Here is a 23001-nt window from a genome sequence, read left to right as displayed (position 1 = left end):
GGGCGGGGCGGGGGGGCGTGGGGGGTGGGGGGGGGGGGATCGCCCCCCCCCCCCCCCCCGAAGGGGATGCCGCATGCCACGGCGTGCTGGTGGGCCGGTTCCTCGGCTGTGGCCGTTCCCTCCAACGATCTAGACCGTACCACCCTTGAGTGTTGGTATCTATCTATTGGGATGAGTGATCCTTTCCGTCGTGGGGCGCTCCGTACCCGAGCCCGTCAAGAGGCGCGGTTCCGTGAGCAGTCGGTCCGTCCGCGAGGAACAAGTCCTGCTGCACCGCGCGGGGCCGGGCAGTGAAGTCCTCGGGTCTGAGCGCGATCTGCCGCATGCCGTGAGGGGGAGCAACATCGCGAACCGGGATGACCGCGATCACTGTGGCCACCTCCACCGTCGGAAACGCATCAGGAGGCAGCTCCCATAGGGTTCCGCGCGCCTCCCATATCCGGGCGAGGAAGTCCTTGGTTCTGCTGTCGTCCCGGTAGGTAAGGCTGCCGTACATGATCGCGACGAGGAGACCGCCGGGCTGGATGAACCGCAGCGCCCGTTCGACGTGCCGGATGTCCTGCCGTCCGGCGAACGGCGGGTTCATGACGACCCGCTGGTAGCACCGTTCCACCGGCACGTCGAAGAAGTCTGCGGTGGTGACCTGGCGGGCGTACCCGCCGGCGCGGATGTGCTCGGCGCGAGCGGTGTCGAGTTCGACGCAGTCCACGATCGCCCCGCGGGCAGCGACCGCCTCGGCGATGGCGCCGCGTCCCGCCGAGGGCTCCAGCACCTCACATCCCGGTTCGAGTTCGGCGAGGTCCAGCAGGCGTTCGACTGTGGCCTCGGGCGTCGGGTAGTACCCCTGGTCGGCGTCGGTGACCACCTCGCCTGTGGCGAGCAGCCCGGCTATGGCGTCGGCGGCGTCAATGGTGAAGATGTGGGCCTTCTTGTAGCGGTGCCAGACGCCGCCCACAGTGCGAAGCGCGAGGTTCACCCGCTCGTACAGCTTGCGGTCGAGCTGGCCGTTCAGGCGGAGCGCCGGTCCATCGACGGTGGCTGCGCGGATGACGGCGAGAACGTCGGGATCTATCTGCATGCTGGTCTCCAGTTCAGGCGTATTCGGTGCAGTTGAGGGCGAGCGGATGTCCCTTGTGGTCTTCGCAGACGGCGTCGCCGGTGGCGGGGTCCGTGCCGCCGTCGCACAGTTCGCAGACCCAGTAGCCGCAGACAACGCAGATTGCGCTCGCGAGCTGGTTGGTGGCGTCGTTCAGGTCTGCGTCACAGAGGCGGCAGATCTGGGGCGGGAGCGTGCCGTCGTAGGGCCACGTCTTGAGCCCGTTGATGCGCGCGGGCCGCTTCACGCTTCCGGCCTGCGTCTTGACGGCGAGGAGAACCGCTTCGAGTTCGACCAGGCGGGCTGTGACCATGATGGGGAAGCGCACGTACACCGAGCCCCCGGCCTGGCCCATCAGTTCGGCAGCGGCCTGCAAGGTCAGGTCGCTGGCCTCCTTGAGGGCCTCCTCGTCGCTGTCCCGGCGCGCCTTGAACAGGTACTGGGCCGCCTCGCGGACGAGTTCGGCCGCGTCGGAGTCGTACTCCTCAAGGGCGTTGGCCGAGGCTGGCAGCCCCTTGAACAGGTTGCGGTTGATGTTGCGCATGCTTCGGATGGAATTCATCACTGCGGGTCTCCGTACAGAAGGGGGGCGGCCCGCGGGGGGCCGCCCCGGGGCGGATGGCTCAAGCTGCGACAGCGACGGGCTCGGCGTACGGCTCCGCCGACTCGCGGACGCTCTCTGACTCCGGGTCTGTCGCGCTCTCCCCGGCCTCCGGCGTGTCTACGGCCTCCAAGGCGGCCTCGTCCTGCGATTCGGCGGCGGGCTCGTCCGGCGTCTCCGACTGCGTGGCCTCGACGGCGGGCTCCATCCGGGCAAGGGCGGCTGCCGCCTGCGCCGCCAGATCGGGGGCGGCGGCCTCGGGGTTGACCATGATCTTGCTGGCGTCGGCGTGAGCCTTCGCCTGCTTGAGCTGGAAGCGGGCCTTCTGGACGGAGGCGGCCACCCTGTCCATCTGCTCCAGCCGCTTGCCGACCTGTCCCTCCAGGGTGCGGGCCAGCTCCATCGGGTCCTGCTTGCCTATGCTCTCCAGCAGTTCACACATGCGCTCGATGGCATCGAGATCGCTCTTGGTCTTGGCCTGGGCGCGGCTGCGCTCGGCCTTCTCCTCAGGGGTCATCTCCTTGACGTCGACCATGGATTCCTGCTGAGCAGCTTGCTCCTGCTTCCGCATGGCGTAGGCGACGTGGACGAGCTGGTTGTCGCTCTTGTCACCCTTCTTCCAGTCCTCGAAGACAGCCTTCTGGTTGCCCGGCGAGAGCGCGGCGATCTGCACGGCGGCCTGGGTGCCGATGTGCCCGAGGTCGACAGCGGCCTGAATTTCGGGGCGCAGGTTGAGCAGCGCCAGGCGCTGGTTGACGTACTGGACACTCTTGGAGAAGGTCTTTGCGACTCTGACCACTGCCTCAGCGGCGGTCTCTCCCTCCACTGCGTCCTCGTCGCGAACCTTCCTGAAACCGCGCGCCTCCTCCAGTGGCAGCATGTCCTTACGGTTCAGGTTCTCGGCCATCGCCTTCTTGAAGGAGTCCATGTCGCTGATCTCTTCGCCCTCGGCGAGGAGGATCTTGGATTCGATGGTGACGTTGCCCGCCATGGCGTTCGCGCGGAAGCGACGCTCACCCATGATCAGCTCGTACACGGCCGGCCCCTTGTGAGAGGGCAGGTTCAGCTTTCGGACGACAACGGGCTGGAGGAGGCCGTGCTCCTTGATGGAGTCGGTCAGCTCGGCGAGAGCCTCCTCGTTGAAGGTCTCGCGGGGCTGGTTCGGGTTGCGGCGGATCTGGTGCATCTTCAGGGTCGCGTACTTGTGCGGCATTTCCATCTCCAAGAGGTCAGCGGGGGGATTTCCTTCCCTCCCCCTTCTGCTTCTATTCTATATGCATTCAGGGGGTGGGTCCACAATTTTCACAACAGTTTTCGCAGGTGAGACGCGTGAGCGCGGACCCCCGACAAGGAAGTCCGCGCTCTCCATCCCCGCTATTCAGCGAGCTGCCACGCCTGTCGCCCCCCGGCGTCAGGGCCGACCCGACTCGGGTCGACGACCGATAGCGCACCCAAGACGTCCAGCGCCGCCGCCCCATCCAAGTCGGCGTACTGCTCGCCGCCCGACTCCGCCAATCGGGCCATCACCCGCGCCAATTCGATCCCCACCCGTTCCTCCCCGTCTTGCAGCGGCCCGCACCCTCATCGGCGATGCTCCGCTTAGATCCCCACACAGCAAGTGTTGCGGCACACATTCAGCCAGAAGGCTCGGACATCGCCTCCCCGTCGATCCCCATATGCCGCGTATCTGTATGTACCTGCTGCGCAAGCCGATCTTCTTCGCAGGTCAGCCTAATGTCAATCAACATAGACATTAGACTGACCGCGGCCTCTCGCTCATCCGTCCTACTTCCGGCTCTTGCGCACCGAAGGAGCACACATCGCCATGCCGTCCGGTGCGCATGTCTCCCTGGCCAGCAAGCTGGCTCTACTGCTGCGCCGCAAGACTGCGGCGGACGGCAGGGAACCGAGCATCCGTGCGCTGGCTGCCGCGACAGCCGAGACGCCGAACGGGAAGCCCGCAATGACCCATCAGGTCGTGAACGACTTGCTGAACGGCACCAAGGCGAACCCCCAGCTCTCGCAGCTCCTGGGGCTCGCGCGCGCGTTCCGATGCCCGACAGCGTTTCTGCTGCCCGGCTACAACGGTTTGACCTCCCTGTCCGTCTACGAAGAGCACCCAGACGCCCGCGAGGCGCTGCGGCTGATCCACGACCTAGGCGCAGCCGGAGCCGCCGAACTCCGTGAAGCCGCTCGCGCCATCCGGCTGCGACACGGACATTCCGATGTCGCTGTCCCAGAGGTTCCCGAGCCCATGCCCGAGCTCCCGATAGCGCCACGGCCAGGCCGGCGACGGCGACTGAGTTTAAGCGAAGCAGCAGAGCGGGCGGTGTCGGATCTGGAGGGAATGTAATGGACAGCCTCGTCTACGGCCTGTGCACGCTGGTCGGTATGACGGGCACCGCGCACGCGGTGCGGGAAGTCTGGCGGCAGCGCCGCAGAGCCGAGTACCGGGTCGCCCGCGGTGCCCGCATCGTCGCCTCCGGCCTTTGCACGATCGGGGTCATCTTGTGCATACCCCTGGTCGAAGACGCGGTCGAGTCTGTGGCCGACATGAACAACGTCGCCAGGCTCGCAGCGCACGCCTGTTTCATCATCACGTGCGGCAGCATTCAAGTGATGCTGGTCGACTGGTCGTACACCCCCGAGTCACTGACGGCGAAGCTGTACACGCGGACTGCGTTCACGTTCTGCGTCGTCGCCGCGCTGGTGTCGCTGTTCATCGCGACCACAGGCGAAGATGTTGAGTTCACAACGCAGTACGCCGCAACGCCAGGCGTCACCATCTACCTCATGGTCTATCTGGCGTACCTGGCGGTCACGTTCGCCGAGGTCACATACTTCTGCTCCGGCATGGCTGTATCCGCGCACAAGTCGGGACACATTCGTTCGGCGACCGGCCTGGGCATGTCGGCCGTGGCGGCCGTCCTGGGCATCGTGTTCACGGCCAGCAAGGGCTCGTACTTGATGACGCGCCACTTCGGCCATCCGTGGTCACTGCGCGCCGAGAAGCTCGCCTCACCCGTCCTGGCGGGCCTCACCATGATCATGCTCACCGTCGGCCTGATAATGGCGGCGGCAGGCAGGCGCGTTCAGCCCGAGCAGGCGTCCGCATCAACGCTCGGCTGACACACCAGACAGCTTGCGCCAGTGCAGGACAACCCTGCCGGGCTCAATGGTGCGCAGTCCCCGGGCTCTGGCGGGGAACACCTCGACCTTCACCAGAAGCAACCGCACGATGGCCTTCTTCGACGCGGTCGGAGCCGAGTTCCACCACCGCACCAGATCCTCGGCGCCCCCCAGGTTGAAGGCCACCATCTGTTCGGCATACCGGAGACGCGATCGGGTCTCCTTGAGGCTGGCCGTGATCTCCCGATCGGCGACCACCCACGCGTCGCTGCTGATCTGACGCTGGCCGTACAGGGTCGCCGCTTCCTTCTTGCGCCCCTCCAGGTCTTTGATCTCCATCTTCAACTTGGTGATCTTGGCGTGGACAGCGGCCTGCGCCTTAAGGATCATGTCGCGTATGCCGGGCTTGAGGAGTTCGGCAACCACGTACTCGCCGGTGTAGGTCTCAAGCAGCTCGGCATCGATACGGACTTCACCGCAGCCGCCACGCCCGTTCCGGTCCTTCGGACGGCAGCGGTAGCCAGGCGATCCGGCCCCGGTGCGTGACCCCTGGAGCGCCCAGGAGCACTTGCACACGCTCGCGCCGTCGACCAGAAGGTAGTCGTGAGGCGGGGTCACGTCCGCTGACCCGCGGTCCTCCTTGCGCGCCTGGAGCGCCTTGAACTCTTCGGGAGTGATTACACCTGGGTGGCCCGCGTCAACGAGTACACCGTCATCGTCGTAGCGCAGACCGGCGATCGAAGGGTTCCGGAAGAGGCGTCCAACCGACGCGTCCCTCCACTCGCCTCCGAGCGTGCCCCGGTACCCCTCACCGTTCGCCCACTCGGCGACATCCCCGTCCGACAGCTCACCCACGATCGCCCGGCTGACCATCTGACGAAGCGCACCCACTTCCTCGTCGTGCAGCCGCCGACGCGATGCGTCGGCGAAACCATAGAGCCGTGGCATGCGGTCATCCGTTCTGCTCAGGTACGCTCCCAGCCGCCCGATCCTAGGCCACAGCCCACCAAACAGAGCTGCGACCTAGGATCCCGATGCAGCAAAGCCACATGATCACTGCGCCGGCGGGGCCACTTCGAGCACCCGCCACAGCGCAGCAGTAGGGACCCTCACCGTGCCGCCCATACGAAGCGTCGGCACAGGGAAAGCCCCCTCCCTGATCAAGCTGTAAGCCTTGTGCACACCGATCCCCAGGACCCGCGCTGCCGTCGTGACGTTCACAGTCGGCGGCAGCGCGAGCAGTTCGTCCAGGGTCATGGCGGTGGCCCTGGAAGGCGTGGCTGCAGAAGCGTTGTTCGTGATCATTCCGTTGGCCCGTTCTCCCCCGCGCCAACACATCCATAATGATACGCCAACACTGGAGCGTTGGGGCAAGATACGGATACGTTCAGCTAGGACTGGCACGAAAGATCCACAACTGGAGCCAACGAAGGAGAAGGGGAGACGTGTTCAACCCCAGCTACTACAAGCAGTGCGCCTGCCGGGAGCCCGTGATCGGAGAAGACGGCGCTCCGATACCCGACGCCAAGGGCCGCCCCAAGCGGCGCAAGGTCGGCGCCGCCTGCACCAAACTTGAAAAGACCGGCCACGGCACCTGGTATTTCTACTTCGAACTCGAAGCGGGCGAGGGCAACACACGGCGGCGCTGCCGACAGGGCGGCTTTCGAACGAAGGACGACGCGAAAGTCGAGGCGTCCAAAGTCTACGGCGAGGCGATGAAGGGCACAGACGTGCTCAGCAACGCCACCGTCGGAGAGGACCTGGAAGCCTGGCTGAAGAGGAAGAAGAGCCTGGCCCGCACGACAGTCCACGGGTACGAGGAGCACGTCAAGAACTACCTCATCCTCCACCTCGGGCACGTCAAGCGGCGCGACCTCAAGCTGCGGCACGTCGAGGCGATGTACGACGCGATCGAACGGGAGAACGCCGAGCGGCTGATCCACCACGCCCGGATAGTCGAGCTGGAGGAGGCCCGCGACACCGCCCACACGGCCTGGGTTCGCGCCGCTGGCAAGCAGCAGGAGCGTCGAGCCGCGCGCCGCGCCTACTTGGATGCCAACGCCGCGCTGCGCGAGGGCCGCAAAGGCAAGAGGAAAATCACGAGCGCCGCCACGATGCACCGTATCAAGGCCACCCTCAGCTCGTTCCTGGGCAGCGGCATCAAGCGCGGCGACTACACCACCAACTGGGCCGCACGGGTCGAACTGCCGCCCGTCAAACGACCCAAGGCACTCGTCTGGACGCCGGAACGGGTCGCCGAGTGGAAGCGCACAGGCGAAAAGCCCAGCCCCGTCATGGTCTGGACTCCGGAGCAGACGGGCGCCTTCCTGGACTTCATTGCCGACGACCGGCTGTGCGCCATGTGGCACGGGTTCATTTTCCGAGGCCCGCGGCGCGGCGAGATGTGCGCGCTGCCGTGGACCCAAGTCAGCTTCAGTGGCTCCTGGTTCCGGATCTCCGCGCAGACCGTGGAAATCGCCTACCGCACGTACAACGAGGCCCCGAAGCAGGACAGCGTCCGCACCGTCACACTCGACGTCCAGACACTCCAGCTGTGGGCCGCGTGGCGGGCGGCTCAGAAGCAGGAGCGTGAGCAGTGGTCCGGCGAGAAGGCGTACGTGGAGAGCAATCGAATCTGGACGCACGAGAACGGCGAGGCGCTTCACCCCGACTGGATCAGCCGCCGGTTCAACCGGCTGGTCGAGTTGTCCGGGCTTCCTCCGATCCGTCTGCACGACACCCGGCATCTGTCGGCGACGCTGGCTCTGCTCGGCAAGGCGGACATCAAGGTCGTCCAGGAGCGGCTGGGCCACAGCTCCCGCCAGATCACCTCGGACACCTACACGAGCGTCCTGCCGCAGCTTCTGACCGCCGAGGCGGAGTCCACGAGCGCGGTCGTGCCCCGCTCGGAGAAGACCGGTCCGCAGAAGAAGGCGAAGCAGCCGCATGGGGAGGAGCAGGAGGAGGATGGGGCCGCCGAGTCCGGCGCGGGCGACGAGGGCGATGAGCCGGACGAGGGACTTCGGCCCGCCGCGTGAGCTGCGTCCCGACTTTGTCCCGCCACGCGTGATCTGATGATCGGGATGGGCCGCCAAGACCCTTCGGCCACCGCCCCGACCAGCCATAGTGCCTGGTCGGGACGTTTCTGCACTGCCGTTCTGCGGTGGGGCGGGTGGGACTCGAACCCACGGCCGACGGATTATGAGTCCGCTGCTCTAACCGGCTGAGCTACCGCCCCTTACGGCGCGTCGCGCACATTTGTGCGCGCCGTCTGCCGCAGCATAGCCGCTCATACGATCTCCTGCTTCGGATGGTCGGCTTCGCTGTGACCATGAAGACCGAGCCGCGGCATGCGCGGTTCCCACGGGGCGCCACGCACAGAAAAAGGACCCCTAGGGGTCCTCTTCCGTACCGCTCCCCCGGCTGGACTCGAACCAGCAACCCTCCGGTTAACAGCCGAATGCTCTGCCAATTGAGCTACAGGGGATCGCGCTCCCCCGACTGGACTCGAACCAGTAACCTGCCGGTTAACAGCCGGCTGCTCTGCCAATTGAGCTACAGGGGATTGCTGCGTGTGCACCGAACGTACCTACCCGGGGCTCTCCGGGCGGCGCTCGCTCGCTGCGACACATACATTAGCGCAAGCAGGGGGGTGCTCCGCCAATCGGTTCCCCCCGTGACCTCGTGACCTCTGATCCCGGCGTCGGGGACGACGCCGGCGAAGGGTGGCAGTGATGCGATACCGGCTCACGTTCGTCGCCGGAGTGGCCCTCGGTTACGTGCTCGGCACCCGTGCCGGGCGCGAGCGTTACGAGCAGCTGAAGAAGTCGGCGCGGGAGTTCGCGCAGAACCCCGCGGTCCGCAATGCCGCAGAGTCCGCCGCGCACACCGGGCGCGAGGTGGCGGGCAAGGCGTACCACGCCGTGAGCGAGAAGGTGGGGGACAAGGTGCCCGAGGCGGTGGCCGCGCGGGTGCGGTCGCTGCGGGAGCGGAGTCTGAGCAACGGGGAGGACGACTGGGGGACGAGCAACACCTGAATCGAGCGGCGCCCGGCGGCCCGGCTGGGGCCGCAGCAGGGCCTCGAGTGCGGCAGAATCTGACGGCATGGGGATAGTCGCCGGGCTGGACAGTTCGTCCGCCTTCACTCGCATCGTCGTCTGCGACACGGACACGGGTGCCGTGCTGCGCCAGGGGTACGCTCCGCACCCGATCGAGGCGAAAGCCAGCGATGTCGATCCGCAGGCATGGCTGCTGTCGCTGGGTGAGGCGGCGGCGGGCGGACTGCTCGAAGGTGTGCAGGCCATCGGCGTGTCGGCGCAGCAGCACGGGCTGATCCCGATCGACGCGTCGGGTGCGCCGGTGCGGCCTGCCCTGGTCGGGAACGACAAGCGGGCGCAGGTCGCGGCGGCGGATCTGGTCGAGGCGTTCGGCAGCCGGCAGGCCTGGGCCGAGGCGGTCGGGTGCGTACCCCAGTCGGGTCTGCCGGTGGCCAAGCTGCGGTGGCTGGCGCGGACCGAGCCCGACGCGGCCAAGCGCACCGCGCTGGTGATGCAGCCGCACGACTGGCTGGTGTGGCAGCTGCTGGGTCGGCCCGCGCGCCGGACCACGGACCGGGGCGGGGCCTCGTCGACCGGGTACTGGTCGGCGGGTACCGGGGCCTACCGTCCGGATCTGGTGGAGCTGGCGCTCGGGCACCGGGCCGCGCTGCCCGAGGTGCTGGGCCCGTGCGAGGCCGCCGGGACGACCCCGGAGGGCTTGCTGATCTCGGCGGGCACCGGGGAGACCATGGCGGCGGCCTTCGGGCTCGGTCTCGCGGCCGGTGACGCCGTGGTGTCGCTGGGGGCGTCCGGTTCGGTGATGGCCGTGCACCACGAGGCGCTCGCCGATCCCAGCGGGATGATCACCTCCTACGCGGACGCCACCGGGATGCATCTGCCGGTGGTGCACACCCTGAACGCCGTACGGGCGCTGCGCGGCACAGCCGAGCTGCTGGGCATCGAGGATCTCGGTGAGCTGTCCGCGCTCGCGATGAAGTCGACGCCGGGTGCGTCCGGTCTGGTGCTGCTCCCTTATCTGGAAGGGGAGCGCACCCCCCATCTGCCGCACACGGCGGGCACGCTCTCCGGACTGCGGCGCGAGTCGATGAAGCGTGAGCATCTGGCCCGCGCGGCCTTCGAGGGCATGCTCTGCGGGCTCGCCGACGCGCTGGACGTGCTGCGCGGCCGGGGTGTGGAGGTGCGGCGGGTGTTCCTGCTGGGCCAGGCCGCCGATCTGCCTGCCGTCCAGGCGGCGGCGCCGTCGATCTTCGGCGCGCAGGTCGTGGTGCCCCAGCCGGCCGACTACGCGGCCATCGGCGCCGCCCGCCAGGCGGCCTGGGCACTCGGGGTGGCCCAGGGAACGCTGGCTCCGCACAGTCCGCCGGCATGGCAGGGCGCCTCCGCGCAGGTGTTTGAGCCCGGCGAGCAGCTCGCGGTCGGACAGGCGGTGCGGCAGCAGTACGTCGCCACCAGGAACCAGACGCATCCGGGGGCGTTCGGCCCGGGGGCCTGAGCCTCACGAGTACGTGAGCCTCACGAGTGCGTGAGTCCGGCGGGAGCGGCAGCTGCGCGAGGAGGCGAGCCTTGCGGGACTGCGTCCTCGCGGGAGCATGCGCCTCTCGGCGACGGCAGCCTCGCGAGAACGTGAACCTCGCGGGAGCGGCAGCTCCGCAAGGGCATGAGCCTTGCCGGGATGGCCGGTTCTTGACCCTTGCTTGAGGAAAATCTTTGGCTCCCGGGGAGCAGGGTGACGGAGTATGGGGGCGACCTCCGCCCCCATGCCCCGGCCCGATCCCGAGAGACCCCGCGTGCTCATAAGACTGCTGCGGACGTTCCTGCGTCCCTACTCCAAACCCCTCGCCCTGCTGGTGGCGCTCCAGTTGCTCCAGACCTGCGCCAGCCTCTATCTGCCGACCCTGAACGCGGACATCATCGACAACGGTGTCGTCAAGGGTGATACCGGGTACATCCTGGCGTTCGGCGCGATCATGGTCGGCATCAGCGTCGTGCAGGTGCTCTGCAACATCGGGGCCGTCTACTTCGGCGCCAGGATCTCGTCCGCGCTCGGCCGGGACGTGCGGGCGGCCGTCTTCGCGCGCGTTCAGGCGTTCTCGGCTCGCGAGGTGGGGCGCTTCGGGGCTCCTTCGCTGATCACCCGGACGACCAACGACGTCCAGCAGGTCCAGATGCTGGTGCTGATGTCGTTCACGCTGATGGTGTCCGCGCCGATCATGTGTATCGGCGGTATCGCGCTGGCGCTCGCCCTCGATGTGCCGCTGTCGGCGGTGCTGCTGGCGGTCGTGCCGGTGCTCGGTGTCGCGGTCATGCTGATCGTGAAGCGGATGCGTCCGCTGTTCCGCTCCATGCAGGAGCGGCTGGACACGGTGAACCGGGTGCTGCGGGAGCAGATCACGGGCAATCGGGTGATCCGGGCGTTCGTACGGGACGAGTACGAGCAGGAGCGCTTCCGCGGGGCCAACACCGAGCTGACCGATGTGGCCGTGTCGACCGGGCGACTGATGGCGCTGATGTTCCCGACGGTGATGACGGTCGTGAACGTGTCCAGTGTCGCGGTGGTCTGGTTCGGGGCTCAGCGCATCGACAGCGGCGCGATGGAGATCGGCGCGCTCACCGCGTTTCTCGCGTATCTGATGCAGATAGTGATGGCCGTGATGATGGCCACCTTCATGTTCATGATGGTGCCGCGGGCCGAGGTGTGTGCCGAGCGCGTCCAGGAGGTCCTGGACACGGAGTCGAGCGTGGTGCCCCCGGCCGATCCGGTGCGGGAGCTGGCGCGGCGCGGCCATCTGGAGGTCAGGGGCGCCCAGTTCCGCTATCCGGGTGCCGAGGAGCCGGTCCTGGTGGATGTGGAACTGGTGGCCCGTCCGGGTGAGACGACCGCGATCATCGGGTCGACGGGCAGCGGCAAGTCGACCCTGCTCGGGCTTGTCCCCCGGCTGTTCGACGTCACCGGCGGCGAGGTGCTGGTCGACGGTGTCGACGTACGGAAGCTGGACCCGGCGCTGATGGCGCGGACCGTGGGGCTCGTCCCCCAGAAGCCGTATCTGTTCTCCGGAACGGTGGCCACCAACCTGCGGTACGGGAATCCCGACGCGACCGACGAGGATCTGTGGCAGGCGCTGGAGGTGGCCCAGGCGGCCGACTTCGTACGCGAGCTCGACGGCGGGCTGAACGCGCCGATCGCGCAGGGCGGCACCAATGTGTCGGGCGGCCAGCGGCAGCGGCTCGCGATCGCGCGCACCCTGGTGCAGCGGCCGGAGATCTACCTGTTCGACGACTCGTTCTCGGCGCTGGACTACGCGACCGACGCCGCGCTGCGCGGGGCGCTCTCCCTGGAGACGGCCGACGCGACCGTGGTGATCGTCGCCCAGCGGGTGTCGACCATCCGTGGGGCCGACCGGATCGTGGTGCTGGACGAGGGCCGCGTTGTCGGTACCGGGCGCCATCATGAGCTGATGGAGAGCAACGAGACGTACCGGGAGATCGTGCTCTCCCAGCTGACCGAGGCGGAGGCAGCCTGATGGCCGGTCCTGGCGGACGCATGATGATGCCCAACGCGGGCGAGCGGTCCATGGACTTCAAGGGCTCGGGCAAGCGGCTGCTCGCTCAGCTCGCCCCGGAACGCGGCACCCTGTGGACGATGCTCGCAGCCGCGGTGCTGAGCGTCGCGGCCGCGGTGGTCGGGCCGAAGATCCTCGGGCAGGCGACGGACCTGGTCTTCGCCGGGGTCGTCGGACGGGAGATACCCGGTGGCACGAGCAAGGAGCAGGCTCTCGACGCCCTGCGCGCCCGGGGCGACGGCGGGCTCGCGGACATGCTCTCCGGGGTGCGCTTCACCCCGGGCCAGGGCATCGACTTCGCCTCGGTCGGGCAGGTGCTGATGGTGGCGCTCGCCGTGTACGTGGGCGCGGGTCTGCTGATGCTGGTGTCGACCAGGCTGTCGATCCGGGTGATCAACCGCACCATCTTCCGGATGCGGGAGGACGTGCAGACGAAGCTGTCGCGGCTGCCGCTGTCGTACTTCGACAAGGCCAAGCGCGGCGAGGTGCTGAGCCGGGCGACCAACGACCTCGACAACATCTCCCAGACCATGCAGCAATCGATGGGGCAGCTGGTCAACTCGCTGCTGACCATCGTGGGCGTGCTGGCGATGATGCTCTGGATCTCGCCGCTGCTGGCGCTGGTGGCGCTGGTGACCGTGCCGCTGTCGGTGTTCGTGGCCGCGAAGGTGGGCAAGCGCTCGCAGCCGCAGTTCGTGCAGCAGTGGAAGTCCACGGGCAGGCTGAACGCGCATGTCGAGGAGATGTACTCCGGACACGCCCTGGTGAAGGTGTTCGGGCGGCAGGAGGAGTCGGCCAAGGACTTCGCCGAGCAGAACGAGGCACTGTACGAGGCCGGTTTCCGGGCGCAGTTCAACAGCGGCATCATGCAGCCGCTGATGTTCTTCATCTCGAACATCAACTACGTGCTGGTGGCGGTGGTCGGCGGGCTGCGGGTCGCCTCGGGCACACTGTCGATCGGTGACGTCCAGGCGTTCATACAGTACTCGCGGCAGTTCTCGATGCCTCTGACGCAGGTCGCGTCGATGGCGAACCTGGTGCAGTCCGGGGTGGCTTCGGCCGAGCGCATCTTCGAGCTGCTGGACGCCGAGGAGCAGCAGCCCGACCCGCTGCGCGGCGCCCGCCCCGAGGAGCTGCGCGGCGAGGTCACGCTGGAGAAGGTGTCCTTCCGCTACGAGCCGGAGAAGCCGCTCATCGAGGATCTGTCGCTGTCCGTGCGCCCGGGCCAGACGGTGGCGATCGTCGGCCCGACGGGCGCCGGCAAGACCACGCTGGTCAATCTGCTGATGCGGTTCTACGAGGTGACGGGCGGCCGGATCTCGCTCGACGGCGTCGATATCGCCGCCATGTCCCGCGACGATCTGCGGGCCGGAATCGGCATGGTGCTCCAGGACACCTGGCTGTTCGGCGGCACGATCGCCGAGAACATCGCCTATGGCGCGTCCCGCGAGGTCAGCCGGGAGGAGATCGAGGAGGCCGCGCGGGCAGCGCACGCCGACCGCTTCATCCGCACGCTGCCGGACGGCTACGACACGGTCATCGACGACGAGGGCTCGGGCGTCAGCGCCGGTGAGAAGCAGCTGATCACCATCGCGCGGGCGTTCCTGTCCGATCCGGTGATCCTGGTGCTGGACGAGGCGACCAGCTCGGTGGACACCCGTACCGAGGTGCTGATCCAGAAGGCGATGGCGGGCCTGGCTCACGGGCGTACGTCGTTTGTGATCGCGCACCGGCTCTCCACCATCCGGGACGCTGATGTGATCTTGGTGATGGAGAATGGCTCCATCGTCGAACAGGGCACGCACGAGGAACTGCTGCTCGTGCGGGGCGCGTACGCCCGGCTCTACGCGGCGCAGTTCGCACAGGCGGTGGCTGAAGTCGACTGAGGTGTGCTGAGCCGCACCGACGTGTCAGGCGCGTGGCCGGCCGGTCGCGCACGGGGGAAGGAACGGGCATGGGCAAGGAAGTCAGGGAAACCGACGGCGGGGGTTCGGCGCCCGCGGGCACGGCGACGGCCATGGGGCTTTCGCTCGGCCTGGCGTTCGGCGCCGCCGTCGCGATGGTGATCGGCAATCTGCCGCTGGGCCTCGGCCTGGGCATGGCCCTCGGCGCCGGCGCCGGTGCCGTGGCCGACATGCGGCGGAAGCGGCAGGGCGCCGACGCCCCGCCTCCGGGTGACGGAGCTCAGTCCAGGTAGCCGCGCAACTGGTCCGCGAAGGTGTGGTCCCGCAGCTTGCTGAGGGTCTTGGACTCGATCTGGCGGATGCGTTCGCGTGTCACGCCGAAGATCCGGCCGATCTCCTCCAGGGTGCGGGGCCGCCCGTCGTCCAGTCCGTAACGGAGCTGGACCACCTTGCGTTCGCGTTCGCCCAGCGTGGACAGCACCGCCTCCAGGTGCTGGCGCAGCAGCAGGAAGGCCGCGGACTCGACGGGTGAGGTCGCGTCACCGTCCTCGATGAGGTCGCCGAGCGCGACATCGTCCTCCTCACCCACGGGGGCGTGCAGCGACACCGGCTCCTGTGCCAGCCGCAGCACCTCGCCGACCCGCTCGGGCGACAGGTCGAGCTGGGCGGCGACCTCTTCGGGAGTGGGCTCGTAGCCGCGCTCCTGAAGCAGCCGGCGCTGGACGCGGATGACCCGGTTGATCAGCTCCACGACATGGACGGGGACGCGGATGGTCCGGGCCTGGTCGGCGAGGGCCCGGGACATGGCCTGGCGTATCCACCAGGTCGCGTACGTCGAGAACTTGTAGCCGCGCGCGTAGTCGAACTTCTCCACGGCCCTGATCAGGCCCAGGTTCCCCTCCTGGACAAGATCGAGCATCGTCAGCCCGCGGCCCACGTACCTCTTGGCCACGGAGACGACGAGGCGGAGATTGGCCTCGATGAGGCGGCGCTTGGCCATCCGGCCCATGACGACGAGCCGGTCGAGATCGAGGGCGAGCTCGGTGTCGAGGTCCGGGGTTCGGGCGAGCTTCTCCTCGGCGAAGAGACCCGCCTCCACTCTGCGGGCGAGTTCGACCTCCTCGGCGGCGGTGAGGAGCGGAATCCGGCCGATCTCTCGCAGGTACTGCCGGAAGAGGTCCGACGAGGGGCCGTTGCCCTGGGGTTCGCTACGGGCCGTGGGCGGCCTGGGCGGGTCGGACGAATCGACCGGCTCGGAAGGCTCTGGCGGATCGGCCGGCTCGGGAGGCTCGGGTATCTCCCGCCGGATGTCCGGTGGGGCCTCTGCTTCGGGGTCCGCCTCCCAGCCCCGGGGCGGCTCGTTCTCGGCCGCGTTCTCAGGGTGGTGAGCGGCATGGCTCTGCGCGGGCACGACCGCGGCCGGATGCTGTGTCTGCGGTTGGGTCTGGGTCTGCACGGGGGCGACCTCCAGGTACACGACGCGGATCCGCGGGGTGAGAGGCCCACCCTGTGTGGACCGGCCGCGCTCCGAGGACTCAGGCACCGCATCCAGTGTGGGGTACGACACATCTCTGTCACGAGGGGCGTGCGGTGACTTTTTGAGTCCCTTCCGTGACCGCGCGGTTATCGCGCCGAAGGGCTCAGGCCGCGGTTCAGAGGGCGGCGGCGCCGCGGCTGCGCAGCGACTGCGCGTACTGCTGGAGCACCCACAGCTCGTTCTGCACGGCGGCGAGCCGTTCGGGGTCGGCATGGGCGCCGAGCCGGGCGAGGGCGCCCTGCACCTCGGCGATACGGCGGTCGACGGCACGCAGCCGGACCTGGACGAGCTGGAAGCCCGCGTAGCTCTCGTCCACGGTCTTGGAGTGGATGGCCTCCACGGCGAGCTCGGTGATCATCGAGCGCACGGTGTCGTTGGGCGCCGCGTCCCGCACGCGGGCCAGATAGCCGGGCCCGTCCGGGATGCCGTATTCCGCGCCGCCCGCGTCGGCGATGGCCTGGCGCGCGGCGGCGTAGGGCGGGGCGGTGAACTCGTCGGACCCGTAGGCGTCGAAGGCCGGGGAGACCAGCTCGGGCCGCTGGAGTGCGAGCTTCAGCAGCTCGCGCTCGGTGCGGTGGGCGGGGCTGCGGAGGTTGAGCGCGGGGCCGCTGGGCCGGGGCGCGGAGGGGTGTCCGGCGTCGTACGCCTGGGCGGCCCGCGAAGGGCCGTGGCTCTGGCCCTGCCCCGGGCCCTGGTTCCTGCCGCGGGTGTCGCCGCCCCCCTGCCGGGCCCAGCGCGCCAGCTGTGCGACCCGCTTGACCACGAACTGGGTGTCGAGGATTCCGAGCAGACCCGCGAGCTGGACGGCCACCTCGTGCTGCGAGGCGCTGTTCTTGATCCGGGCCACGATCGGCGCGGCCTCGTCCAGCGCGGCGGCCCGGCCGACCGGGGTTTCCAGGTCGTAGTTGCGCACGATGTGCCGGATCGCGAACTCGAAGAGCTGGTTGCGCGGTTCGGCCAGTTCCCGGACCGCTTCGTCGCCCTTGGCGAGGCGCAGCTCACAAGGGTCCATCCCGTCGGGCGCGACGGCGATGAAGGTCTCGGCGGCGAACTTCTGGTCGTCCTCGAAGGCCCGCAGCGCCGCCTTCTGGCCGGCCGCGTCACCGTCGAAGGTGAAGATCACCTTGGCGCTGCCGTTGTCCATCAGCAGCCGCCGCAGGATCTTGATGTGCTCGCTGCCGAAGGCCGTACCGCAGGTCGCGATCGCCGTCGTCACTCCGGCGAGATGGCAGGCCATCACGTCCGTGTAGCCCTCGACCACCACCGCCCGGCTGGACTTGGCGATCTCCTTCTTCGCCAGGTCGATCCCGTACAGCACCTGCGATTTCTTGTAGATCGCCGTTTCCGGCGTGTTCAGGTACTTCGGTCCGTTGTCGTCGTCGCGGAGCTTGCGCGCACCGAAACCGACCACATCACCGGAAATATCGCGAATCGGCCACATCAGCCGGCCCCGGAAGCGGTCTATGGGACCCCTGCGGCCCTCCTGGGAGAGCCCCGACAGCAGCAGCTCCTTGTCGGAGAAGCCCTTCCCACGCAGGAAGCGGGTGAGGTGGTCCCAGCCCGCCGGGCTGTAGCCCACCCCGAAATGCTGGGCGGCTGCCTGGTCGAAGCCGCGCTCGGCGAGGAACTTGCGGCCGATCTCGGCCTCCGCCCCGTCGAGCTGCTCCACATAGAACCGGGCCGCGACCTGGTGCGCCTCGACCAGGCGGATACGTTCGCCCCGCTGGTGGGCGGGGTTGTATCCGCCCTCCTCGTACCGCAGCGTGATCCCGGCCTGGGCCGCGAGCCGCTCCACCGCCTCCGAGAAGGACAGATGGTCGACCTTCATCACGAAGGTGATGGTGTCCCCGCCCTCCTGACAGCCGAAGCAGTGGAAGAGGCCCTTGCTCGGACTGACCTGGAAGGAGGGGGACTTCTCGTCGTGGAAGGGGCACAGGCCCTTGAGGTTGCCACCGCCCGCGTTGCGCAGCTGGAGGTACTCGGACACGACGGAGTCGATCGGGACCGTGTCCCGGACCGCCTTCACGTCGTCATCGTTGATCCTGCCTGCCACGCGTAAAGCTTAAGGTGCCGGGATGACACCGGTGAGCGGCGTCGTGGGGTTCGCGAGCGCCTCGGTGTCCACCTCGGCGCCCGAGCGGATCAGATTCTGGATGTCCTCGGTGACATCCCACACGTTCACGTTCATCCCGGCGAGGACCTTGCGGTCCTTGAGCCAGAAGGCGATGAACTGCCGCTTGCCCGCATCCCCGCGCAGCACGACCTGGTCGTACGAGCCGGGCGGCGCCCAGCCGGAGTACTCCATGCCCAGGTCGTACTGGTCCGAGAAGAAGTACGGGACCCTGTCGTACGACACCTCCTGGCCGAGCATCGCCCTGGCCGCCGCCGGTCCGCCGTTGAGCGCGTTCGCCCAGTGCTCCACGCGCAGCCTGATGTCCAGCAGCGGGTGGTGTACGGCGGCGACGTCACCGGCCGCGTAGATGTCCGGGTCCGAGGTGCGCAGCGAGGCGTCCACCGCGACACCGCCCCCGTGGGCGCGGTCGACCAGGGCGAGCCCGGCGGCCTCGGCGAGGCCGGTGCGCGGGGCGGCGCCGATCGCTGCGAGGACGCTGTGCGCCGGGTGCTCCTCGCCGGCGTCGGTGCGGGCGGCGAGCACCATGCCGTCCTGGCCGACGATCTCGGTGAGGTGCACGCCGAAGCGGAAGCGGACCCCGTGCTCCTCGTGGAGGTCGGTGAAGAGCTGGCCGAGCTCGGGGCCGATGACCCGGTGCAGCGGAGTGGGCTCCGGCTCGACCACGGTGACCTCGGCACCGTAGCCGCGGGCCGCCGCCGCCACCTCCAGGCCGATCCAGCCGGCTCCGGCGATCACCAGATGGCCGTTGTCTCGGCCGAGGCCCGCGAGCACCTGCCGCAGCCGGTCCGCGTGCGCCAGTCGGCGCAGGTGGTGGACGCCGGCCAGGTCGGTGCCCGGGATGTCCAGGCGGCGCGGTTCGGCGCCGGTGGCCAGCAGCAGCTTGTCGTAGTGGACGCCGGTCCCGTCGCCGAGCCGCACACACCGCTCGGCGCGGTCGATCGCGGTGACGGGCTGGCCCAGGTGCAGCTCGACGTCGTGCTGGGCGTACCAGGCCGGTTCGTGTACGAAGACGCTGTCGCGCTCGTCCTTGCCGGACAGATAGCCCTTGGACAGCGGCGGGCGTTCGTACGGGTGGTCGCGTTCGTCGCCGATCAGGATCACTCTGCCGGTGAACCCCTCGGCGCGCAGGGTCTCCGCGGCCTTGGCCCCGGCCAGTCCCCCGCCCACGATGACGAACGTCCGATGCGCGTCGACCACTTCGCTCCTCCTAGTTCACTGCCGGTTGTACCGGATGTTCACTGCCGGGGCTCCGGGGGTCTGCCCCCCGGACAACACAGCACGCTACGCCGCCTACTGCGAGCGTCCCGCACGGAGCGTGAGGGGGGAAGAGGGGGTGTCGGGATGTGGGGGCGGGAACCGGGGTGGTCCTGGAACGGTTCCAGCCACCTCGGCTTCCCTTACGCGCCCCGCGAAGTCAGCCGCTCGTGCAGGGCGCGGGCCGATGCGTCGGTGAGGGACGCGATCTGGTCAATGATCACCCGCTTGCGCGACCTGTCATCGGGCGCGGCGTCGAACAGCGCCCGGAACTGCGGGTCAAGACCCTCCGGCGCTCTGGCCACCAGAGCCTCGGCGAGCTCGGCCACCACGATGCGCTGCTCGGCGCGCAGCGCCTCCTGCTCGGCGCGCTGCATGACATAGCGGTCGGCGACCGCCTTGAGCACCGCGCACTCCAGCCGTGCCTCATCCGGTACGACGAGCTCGGCGGCATAGCGGGTGAGCCTGCCGGTGCCGTACGCCTGGCGGGTCGCCGTCTCGGCGGCCAGGCAGAACCGGCCGATCAGCTGGCTGGTCGCGTCCTTGAGCCGGGCCTGGGCGACGGCCGTGCCGTCGTAGCCGTGCGGCCACCACTCCTGGTCCACCAGCCGGTCGAGGGCATCGGCGAGCGCCTGCGGATCGGTGCCGTCGGGTACGTAGCGGCCGATGGCGACCGCCCAGATCTCCCGGCGCTCCTGTTCGGACAGCAGCGCGTTCGGGTCGATATGCCCGGCGTGCAGCCCGTCCTCGAAGTCGTGCACCGAGTACGCCACGTCGTCGGACCAGTCCATGACCTGGGCCTCGAAGCACTTGCGGTGGCCGGGCGCGCCCTCGCGCACCCAGGTGAAGACCGGGAGGTCGTCCTCGTAGACCCCGAACTTCGGTGAACCGGGATCGGTGGGGTGGCCGCCGCGAGCCCAGGGGTACTTGGTCGCGGCGTCGAGTGCGGCCCGGGTGAGGTTGAGTCCGACGCTGAGCGGCTGATCCGAGTGGGCGGAGTGGACGAAGCGCTTGGGCTCGATACGGGTGAGCAGCCGCAGCGACTGGGCGTTGCCCTCGAATCCGCCGCAGTCCTTGGCCACGTCGTTGAGCGCCTGTTCGCCGTTGTGCCCGAAGGGCGGATGGCCCATGTCGTGCGAGAGGCACGCGGCCTCCACCAGATCGGGATCGCAGCCGAGTGCCTCGCCGAGCTCACGGCCGACCTGGGCGCACTCCAGGGAGTGGGTCAGCCGGGTACGGGGGCTCGGGTCCCAGGCGGCGCTGCGTGAGCCGGGGGTCACCACCTGGGTCTTTCCGGCGAGGCGGCGCAGCGCGGCGGAGTGCAGCACCCGGGCGCGGTCGCGCTGGAAGGCGGTGCGGCCGGGGCGTTTGTCGGGCTCCGGGGCCCAGCGCGCGGTCGCCGCGTCGTCGTAGCCGGGGTCGTAGCCGGGGTCGTGGTGCTGGTCGGGGTGTTGGTCTTGGTCGCCGGAGGTGCCCGTGGTGCCTTCCATGCCCCGACGGTAACCGCTCAGGGCCCGCGGTGCGGTACGGGCCCTGAGCGGTGGCGCGTGTGGTCGGGCTCAGGCTGTCACCAGTTCGCGCCCCGGCGACCACGGGGCGGCCGACGCCGCCTCATAGCGCTGGAGCACCAGCCGGGCGAGCGCAGGATGGGCGCCGACGGGCTGCGCCGCGATCCAGGGCGCGGCAGCCGCCGCCGACAACGCGAACCGGCCGGGCGCCGTGAAGTACGAGGCCACGGCTATCCGGTGGCGGCCACGGGCGGTCAGGGCGCGTACCGCTTCCGGCACGCTCGGTGACACCGCGGACGCGTACGCGGGTACGACCGGCACCCCGCCGATGCGCTCGCTGAGCAACGCGGCGGTACGGCGGGCGTCCGCGGCCGAGTCGGGATCGCGCGAACCGGCCGCGGCCAGCACCACCCCGGCGCTGCGGCTGCCGTCGTCCCCGGTCCGCCACCCCGCCTCGACCAGGCGCGCGTAGAGCGCCTCGACCAGCAGCGGATGCGGCCCGAGCGGCGGCGCGAACCTGGCGTTCAGCCCCGGGAACGCGGCAGCGGCAGCGGGGATGTCCCGCCTGACGTGATAGCCCCGGCCCAGGAGGAGCGGTACGAGCACGACGTCGTTCCGGCCCTCCGCGACGAGCCCGGCGAGGGTGTCCGGCAGCAGGGGAACGTCGAGCTCGATATGTCCGAGGCGGACGTCCAGTCCCGGGCGCAGCTCCCGTACCCGGTCGAGCAGCCGGCGGACGGTGCCGACGGCACGGGGGTCGCGGCTGCCGTGGGCGACGGCGAGGAGGGTGGGGGTTTCGGGACACGAGGGCTGGGGGTGACTCATGGGTCTGCGCACTCCGTTGAGCTGGACGTGACTGAGCTGCCTCCCCAACTGCGCGGTGATGCGCGTGAGTAGCTGTGCCGTGCTGTCGAACGTGGCGTCGGGTGGCAGCGACTCCGTCATGGACCGATCGTGGCGGGTCCGCGTTGCGGGGTCGTTGCGGCGGGGTGAAACGTGGTTTCCGGCGCCTCACCGTCCTGCTCCTGCTCCCGCCCGGTGCCGGGCCGGACACGCGGCGTCACCGCTGGCCCGCCCGGTGCCGGGCCGGACACGCGGCGTCACCGCTGGTTTCAGCCGGGGGCAGTGAACCGGCGGGCTCCCGATGACGTCGGAAGAGGTGGGCCGGGTCGTACAACAGGACGACCATGCCAAGCCGTCCGAGCTCGACCAGGGGGTCCACACCGTATGCGCAAGCTCTCACTCCGCCTGCCCAGAACCCGTCGCGGGCAGCGGCGCGCCGTGCAGGGCGTCATGCTGGGCTGCGTACTCGCGCTGGCGCCGGCGACCTGGATGCACGCCGCCGCCGACAGCCGGGTGCGTACGGTGGCCGACGTACCCGCCCGCGATGTCGCCGTGGTGTTCGGCGCGGGGCTGTGGAAGGGCCGGCCGACGCCGTATCTCGCGCACCGGCTCGACACCGCGGCGGAGTTGTACCGGACGGGCAAGGTCAAGGTCGTGCTCGTCACCGGCGACAACAGCCGGGTGGAGTACGACGAGCCGGACGCGATGCGCGCGTACCTCGCCGAGCGCGGGGTGCCGGACGGCCGGATCGTCAGCGACTACGCGGGCTTCGACACCTGGGACTCGTGTGTCCGGGCGAAGGAGATCTTCGGGGTGCACCGGGCCGTGCTGGTGACCCAGGGGTTCCATATAGAGCGGGCCGTCGCACTGTGCGGTGCCGCGGGGGTGGAGTCGTACGGGGTCGGGGTCGCGGAGCCGCTTGACGCGACCTGGTACTACGGGGAGACCAGGGAGCTGTTCGCGGCGGGCAAGGCGGCGCTGGACGCGGCCTTCAAGCCGGAGCCGACGTTCCTGGGGCGCAAGGAGCCGGGTGTGGCGGAGGCGCTCGCGGCGGACATCTCACCCTCCGCCGGGCACTCGTCTGAGGGCGCCGTACCAGCGCCGTAATACGAGGAGCCCATCGACGTAACACCGGCGACGCACGCTGAGGGACATGTCCCTCGCACCGGCCGCCACCGCACCCACCGCCTCCGCGCTCGTCCCCACCCACTGCCCGTACTGCTCCCTGCAGTGCGGGATGAACCTGCGCGGGGCCGAAGTCGTGGAGCGGCCCGACTTCCCCGTGAACCGCGGCGCGGGGGGGGGGGGGTCGGGCCCACCCCCCCCGCCCCCCGCGGCACCCCGCGCGCGGCGGCCCCCCACCCGCGCCAGACCCCC

The 23001-nt window shown here is 69.3% G+C and carries 19 protein-coding genes, 3 tRNA genes and 1 pseudogene; 10 read left to right on the top strand and 13 right to left on the bottom strand.

Annotated features, from left to right (window positions below; genetic code table 11):
* Positions 1 to 163 precede the first annotated feature (163 nt).
* From ACFWI9_RS18520 to ACFWI9_RS18510, 3 genes are all read right to left on the bottom strand, one after another.
* On the bottom strand, positions 164 to 1078 hold the full coding sequence (locus ACFWI9_RS18520) for a hypothetical protein (protein WP_387163222.1): 915 nt from the start codon (positions 1076 to 1078) through the stop codon (positions 164 to 166).
* Between the two features lie 13 nt (positions 1079 to 1091).
* Entirely contained in the window at positions 1092 to 1640 is a 549-nt protein-coding gene (locus ACFWI9_RS18515) for a hypothetical protein (protein ID WP_387163220.1), read from the bottom strand.
* A gap of 79 nt (positions 1641 to 1719) precedes the next feature.
* Complete coding sequence (locus ACFWI9_RS18510; RefSeq protein ID WP_387163218.1) at positions 1720 to 2910, bottom strand: ParB/RepB/Spo0J family partition protein; 1191 nt, start codon at positions 2908 to 2910, stop codon at positions 1720 to 1722.
* A 612-nt stretch (positions 2911 to 3522) separates the two neighbouring features.
* Here ACFWI9_RS18510 and ACFWI9_RS18505 point away from each other — a divergent pair.
* The gene (locus ACFWI9_RS18505) at positions 3523 to 4050 is read left to right on the top strand and encodes a hypothetical protein (protein WP_387163216.1); all 528 of its coding nucleotides are present in this window, start codon (positions 3523 to 3525) and stop codon (positions 4048 to 4050) included.
* The gene (locus ACFWI9_RS18500) at positions 4050 to 4826 is read left to right on the top strand and encodes a hypothetical protein (protein WP_387163214.1); all 777 of its coding nucleotides are present in this window, start codon (positions 4050 to 4052) and stop codon (positions 4824 to 4826) included. The genes ACFWI9_RS18505 and ACFWI9_RS18500 overlap by 1 nt, the downstream gene beginning before the upstream one ends.
* Here the strand turns inward: ACFWI9_RS18500 and ACFWI9_RS18495 are convergent.
* Both ACFWI9_RS18495 and ACFWI9_RS18490 read right to left on the bottom strand, forming a co-directional pair.
* A complete protein-coding gene (locus tag ACFWI9_RS18495) occupies positions 4812 to 5774 on the bottom strand; it encodes a recombinase family protein (protein WP_387163212.1) in 963 nt (320 codons plus the stop codon). The two genes, ACFWI9_RS18500 and ACFWI9_RS18495, sit on opposite strands and share 15 nt — an antisense overlap.
* A 105-nt stretch (positions 5775 to 5879) precedes the next feature.
* Positions 5880 to 6131 (bottom strand): DNA-binding protein, encoded by a 252-nt coding sequence (locus ACFWI9_RS18490; RefSeq protein ID WP_387163210.1) that lies wholly within the window; start codon positions 6129 to 6131, stop codon positions 5880 to 5882.
* Between the two features lie 140 nt (positions 6132 to 6271).
* Between ACFWI9_RS18490 and ACFWI9_RS18485 the strand changes: the two genes are divergently transcribed.
* Positions 6272 to 7864: a tyrosine-type recombinase/integrase gene (locus ACFWI9_RS18485; RefSeq protein WP_387163208.1), complete on the top strand. Its 1593-nt coding sequence runs from the start codon at positions 6272 to 6274 to the stop codon at positions 7862 to 7864.
* A 126-nt stretch (positions 7865 to 7990) separates the two neighbouring features.
* Here the strand turns inward: ACFWI9_RS18485 and ACFWI9_RS18480 are convergent.
* The 3 genes from ACFWI9_RS18480 to ACFWI9_RS18470 all read right to left on the bottom strand — a co-directional run bounded on the left by ACFWI9_RS18480 (position 7991) and on the right by ACFWI9_RS18470 (position 8391).
* A tRNA-Ile gene (locus ACFWI9_RS18480) sits at positions 7991 to 8064 on the bottom strand.
* 176 nt (positions 8065 to 8240) lie between these two features.
* A tRNA-Asn gene (locus ACFWI9_RS18475) sits at positions 8241 to 8313 on the bottom strand.
* Positions 8314 to 8318: 5 nt separating this feature from the next.
* Positions 8319 to 8391, bottom strand: a tRNA-Asn gene (locus tag ACFWI9_RS18470).
* 169 nt (positions 8392 to 8560) lie between these two features.
* On the opposite strand from ACFWI9_RS18470, the gene ACFWI9_RS18465 reads away from it, so the two are divergent.
* The 5 genes from ACFWI9_RS18465 to ACFWI9_RS18445 all read left to right on the top strand — a co-directional run bounded on the left by ACFWI9_RS18465 (position 8561) and on the right by ACFWI9_RS18445 (position 14641).
* Positions 8561 to 8863, top strand: coding sequence for a YtxH domain-containing protein (locus ACFWI9_RS18465; protein ID WP_387163206.1), 303 nt, complete (start codon positions 8561 to 8563; stop codon positions 8861 to 8863).
* Between the two features lie 67 nt (positions 8864 to 8930).
* A complete protein-coding gene (locus tag ACFWI9_RS18460; RefSeq protein WP_387163204.1) occupies positions 8931 to 10376 on the top strand; it encodes an FGGY family carbohydrate kinase in 1446 nt (481 codons plus the stop codon).
* Between the two features lie 295 nt (positions 10377 to 10671).
* Complete coding sequence (locus tag ACFWI9_RS18455; protein WP_387163202.1) at positions 10672 to 12405, top strand: ABC transporter ATP-binding protein; 1734 nt, start codon at positions 10672 to 10674, stop codon at positions 12403 to 12405.
* The gene (locus ACFWI9_RS18450) at positions 12405 to 14330 is read left to right on the top strand and encodes an ABC transporter ATP-binding protein (protein WP_387163199.1); all 1926 of its coding nucleotides are present in this window, start codon (positions 12405 to 12407) and stop codon (positions 14328 to 14330) included. The genes ACFWI9_RS18455 and ACFWI9_RS18450 overlap by 1 nt, the downstream gene beginning before the upstream one ends.
* Positions 14331 to 14398: 68 nt before the next feature.
* Positions 14399 to 14641, top strand: a complete 243-nt coding sequence (locus ACFWI9_RS18445; protein WP_387163198.1) for a hypothetical protein — start codon at positions 14399 to 14401, stop codon at positions 14639 to 14641.
* Here ACFWI9_RS18445 and ACFWI9_RS18440 read toward each other — a convergent pair.
* The 5 genes from ACFWI9_RS18440 to ACFWI9_RS18420 all read right to left on the bottom strand — a co-directional run bounded on the left by ACFWI9_RS18440 (position 14629) and on the right by ACFWI9_RS18420 (position 21726).
* The gene (locus ACFWI9_RS18440) at positions 14629 to 15891 is read right to left on the bottom strand and encodes an RNA polymerase sigma factor (RefSeq protein ID WP_387163195.1); all 1263 of its coding nucleotides are present in this window, start codon (positions 15889 to 15891) and stop codon (positions 14629 to 14631) included. The genes ACFWI9_RS18445 and ACFWI9_RS18440 overlap by 13 nt on opposite strands.
* A gap of 109 nt (positions 15892 to 16000) precedes the next feature.
* Positions 16001 to 17938: a DNA primase gene (gene dnaG / locus ACFWI9_RS18435; protein WP_387163193.1), complete on the bottom strand. Its 1938-nt coding sequence runs from the start codon at positions 17936 to 17938 to the stop codon at positions 16001 to 16003.
* 9 nt (positions 17939 to 17947) lie between these two features.
* On the bottom strand, positions 17948 to 19216 hold the full coding sequence (locus ACFWI9_RS18430) for an NAD(P)/FAD-dependent oxidoreductase (protein WP_387163190.1): 1269 nt from the start codon (positions 19214 to 19216) through the stop codon (positions 17948 to 17950).
* Between the two features lie 200 nt (positions 19217 to 19416).
* Positions 19417 to 20763, bottom strand: a complete 1347-nt coding sequence (locus ACFWI9_RS18425) for a deoxyguanosinetriphosphate triphosphohydrolase (protein ID WP_387163188.1) — start codon at positions 20761 to 20763, stop codon at positions 19417 to 19419.
* Positions 20764 to 20832: 69 nt separating this feature from the next.
* Positions 20833 to 21726, bottom strand: coding sequence for a sirohydrochlorin chelatase (locus ACFWI9_RS18420; protein ID WP_387163187.1), 894 nt, complete (start codon positions 21724 to 21726; stop codon positions 20833 to 20835).
* Between the two features lie 282 nt (positions 21727 to 22008).
* Between ACFWI9_RS18420 and ACFWI9_RS18415 the strand changes: the two genes are divergently transcribed.
* Together ACFWI9_RS18415 and ACFWI9_RS18410 are read left to right on the top strand one after the other, a co-directional pair.
* Positions 22009 to 22731 (top strand): vancomycin high temperature exclusion protein, encoded by a 723-nt coding sequence (locus ACFWI9_RS18415; RefSeq protein WP_387163186.1) that lies wholly within the window; start codon positions 22009 to 22011, stop codon positions 22729 to 22731.
* 46 nt (positions 22732 to 22777) lie between these two features.
* Positions 22778 to 23001, top strand: a pseudogene (locus ACFWI9_RS18410) (hypothetical protein); the annotation flags it as partial.

This window comes from Streptomyces sp. NPDC127084, assembly GCF_042724175.1.
Classification (GTDB): Bacteria; Actinomycetota; Actinomycetes; order Streptomycetales; family Streptomycetaceae; genus Streptomyces.
Note: the sequence above shows the minus strand (reverse complement) of the source record. Positions and strands in the feature narration are given on the sequence as shown.

Coding starts and splice junctions, on each gene's coding strand:
- ACFWI9_RS18520 (WP_387163222.1), bottom strand. CDS start 1,078: ATGCAGATAGATCCCGACGTTCTCGCCGTCATCCGCGCAGCCACCGTC.
- ACFWI9_RS18515 (WP_387163220.1), bottom strand. CDS start 1,640: ATGCGCAACATCAACCGCAACCTGTTCAAGGGGCTGCCAGCCTCGGCC.
- ACFWI9_RS18510 (WP_387163218.1), bottom strand. CDS start 2,910: ATGCCGCACAAGTACGCGACCCTGAAGATGCACCAGATCCGCCGCAAC.
- ACFWI9_RS18505 (WP_387163216.1), top strand. CDS start 3,523: ATGCCGTCCGGTGCGCATGTCTCCCTGGCCAGCAAGCTGGCTCTACTG.
- ACFWI9_RS18500 (WP_387163214.1), top strand. CDS start 4,050: ATGGACAGCCTCGTCTACGGCCTGTGCACGCTGGTCGGTATGACGGGC.
- ACFWI9_RS18495 (WP_387163212.1), bottom strand. CDS start 5,774: ATGCCACGGCTCTATGGTTTCGCCGACGCATCGCGTCGGCGGCTGCAC.
- ACFWI9_RS18490 (WP_387163210.1), bottom strand. CDS start 6,131: ATGATCACGAACAACGCTTCTGCAGCCACGCCTTCCAGGGCCACCGCC.
- ACFWI9_RS18465 (WP_387163206.1), top strand. CDS start 8,561: ATGCGATACCGGCTCACGTTCGTCGCCGGAGTGGCCCTCGGTTACGTG.
- ACFWI9_RS18460 (WP_387163204.1), top strand. CDS start 8,931: ATGGGGATAGTCGCCGGGCTGGACAGTTCGTCCGCCTTCACTCGCATC.
- ACFWI9_RS18450 (WP_387163199.1), top strand. CDS start 12,405: ATGGCCGGTCCTGGCGGACGCATGATGATGCCCAACGCGGGCGAGCGG.
- ACFWI9_RS18445 (WP_387163198.1), top strand. CDS start 14,399: ATGGGCAAGGAAGTCAGGGAAACCGACGGCGGGGGTTCGGCGCCCGCG.
- ACFWI9_RS18425 (WP_387163188.1), bottom strand. CDS start 20,763: ATGGAAGGCACCACGGGCACCTCCGGCGACCAAGACCAACACCCCGAC.
- ACFWI9_RS18420 (WP_387163187.1), bottom strand. CDS start 21,726: ATGACGGAGTCGCTGCCACCCGACGCCACGTTCGACAGCACGGCACAG.
- ACFWI9_RS18415 (WP_387163186.1), top strand. CDS start 22,009: ATGCGCAAGCTCTCACTCCGCCTGCCCAGAACCCGTCGCGGGCAGCGG.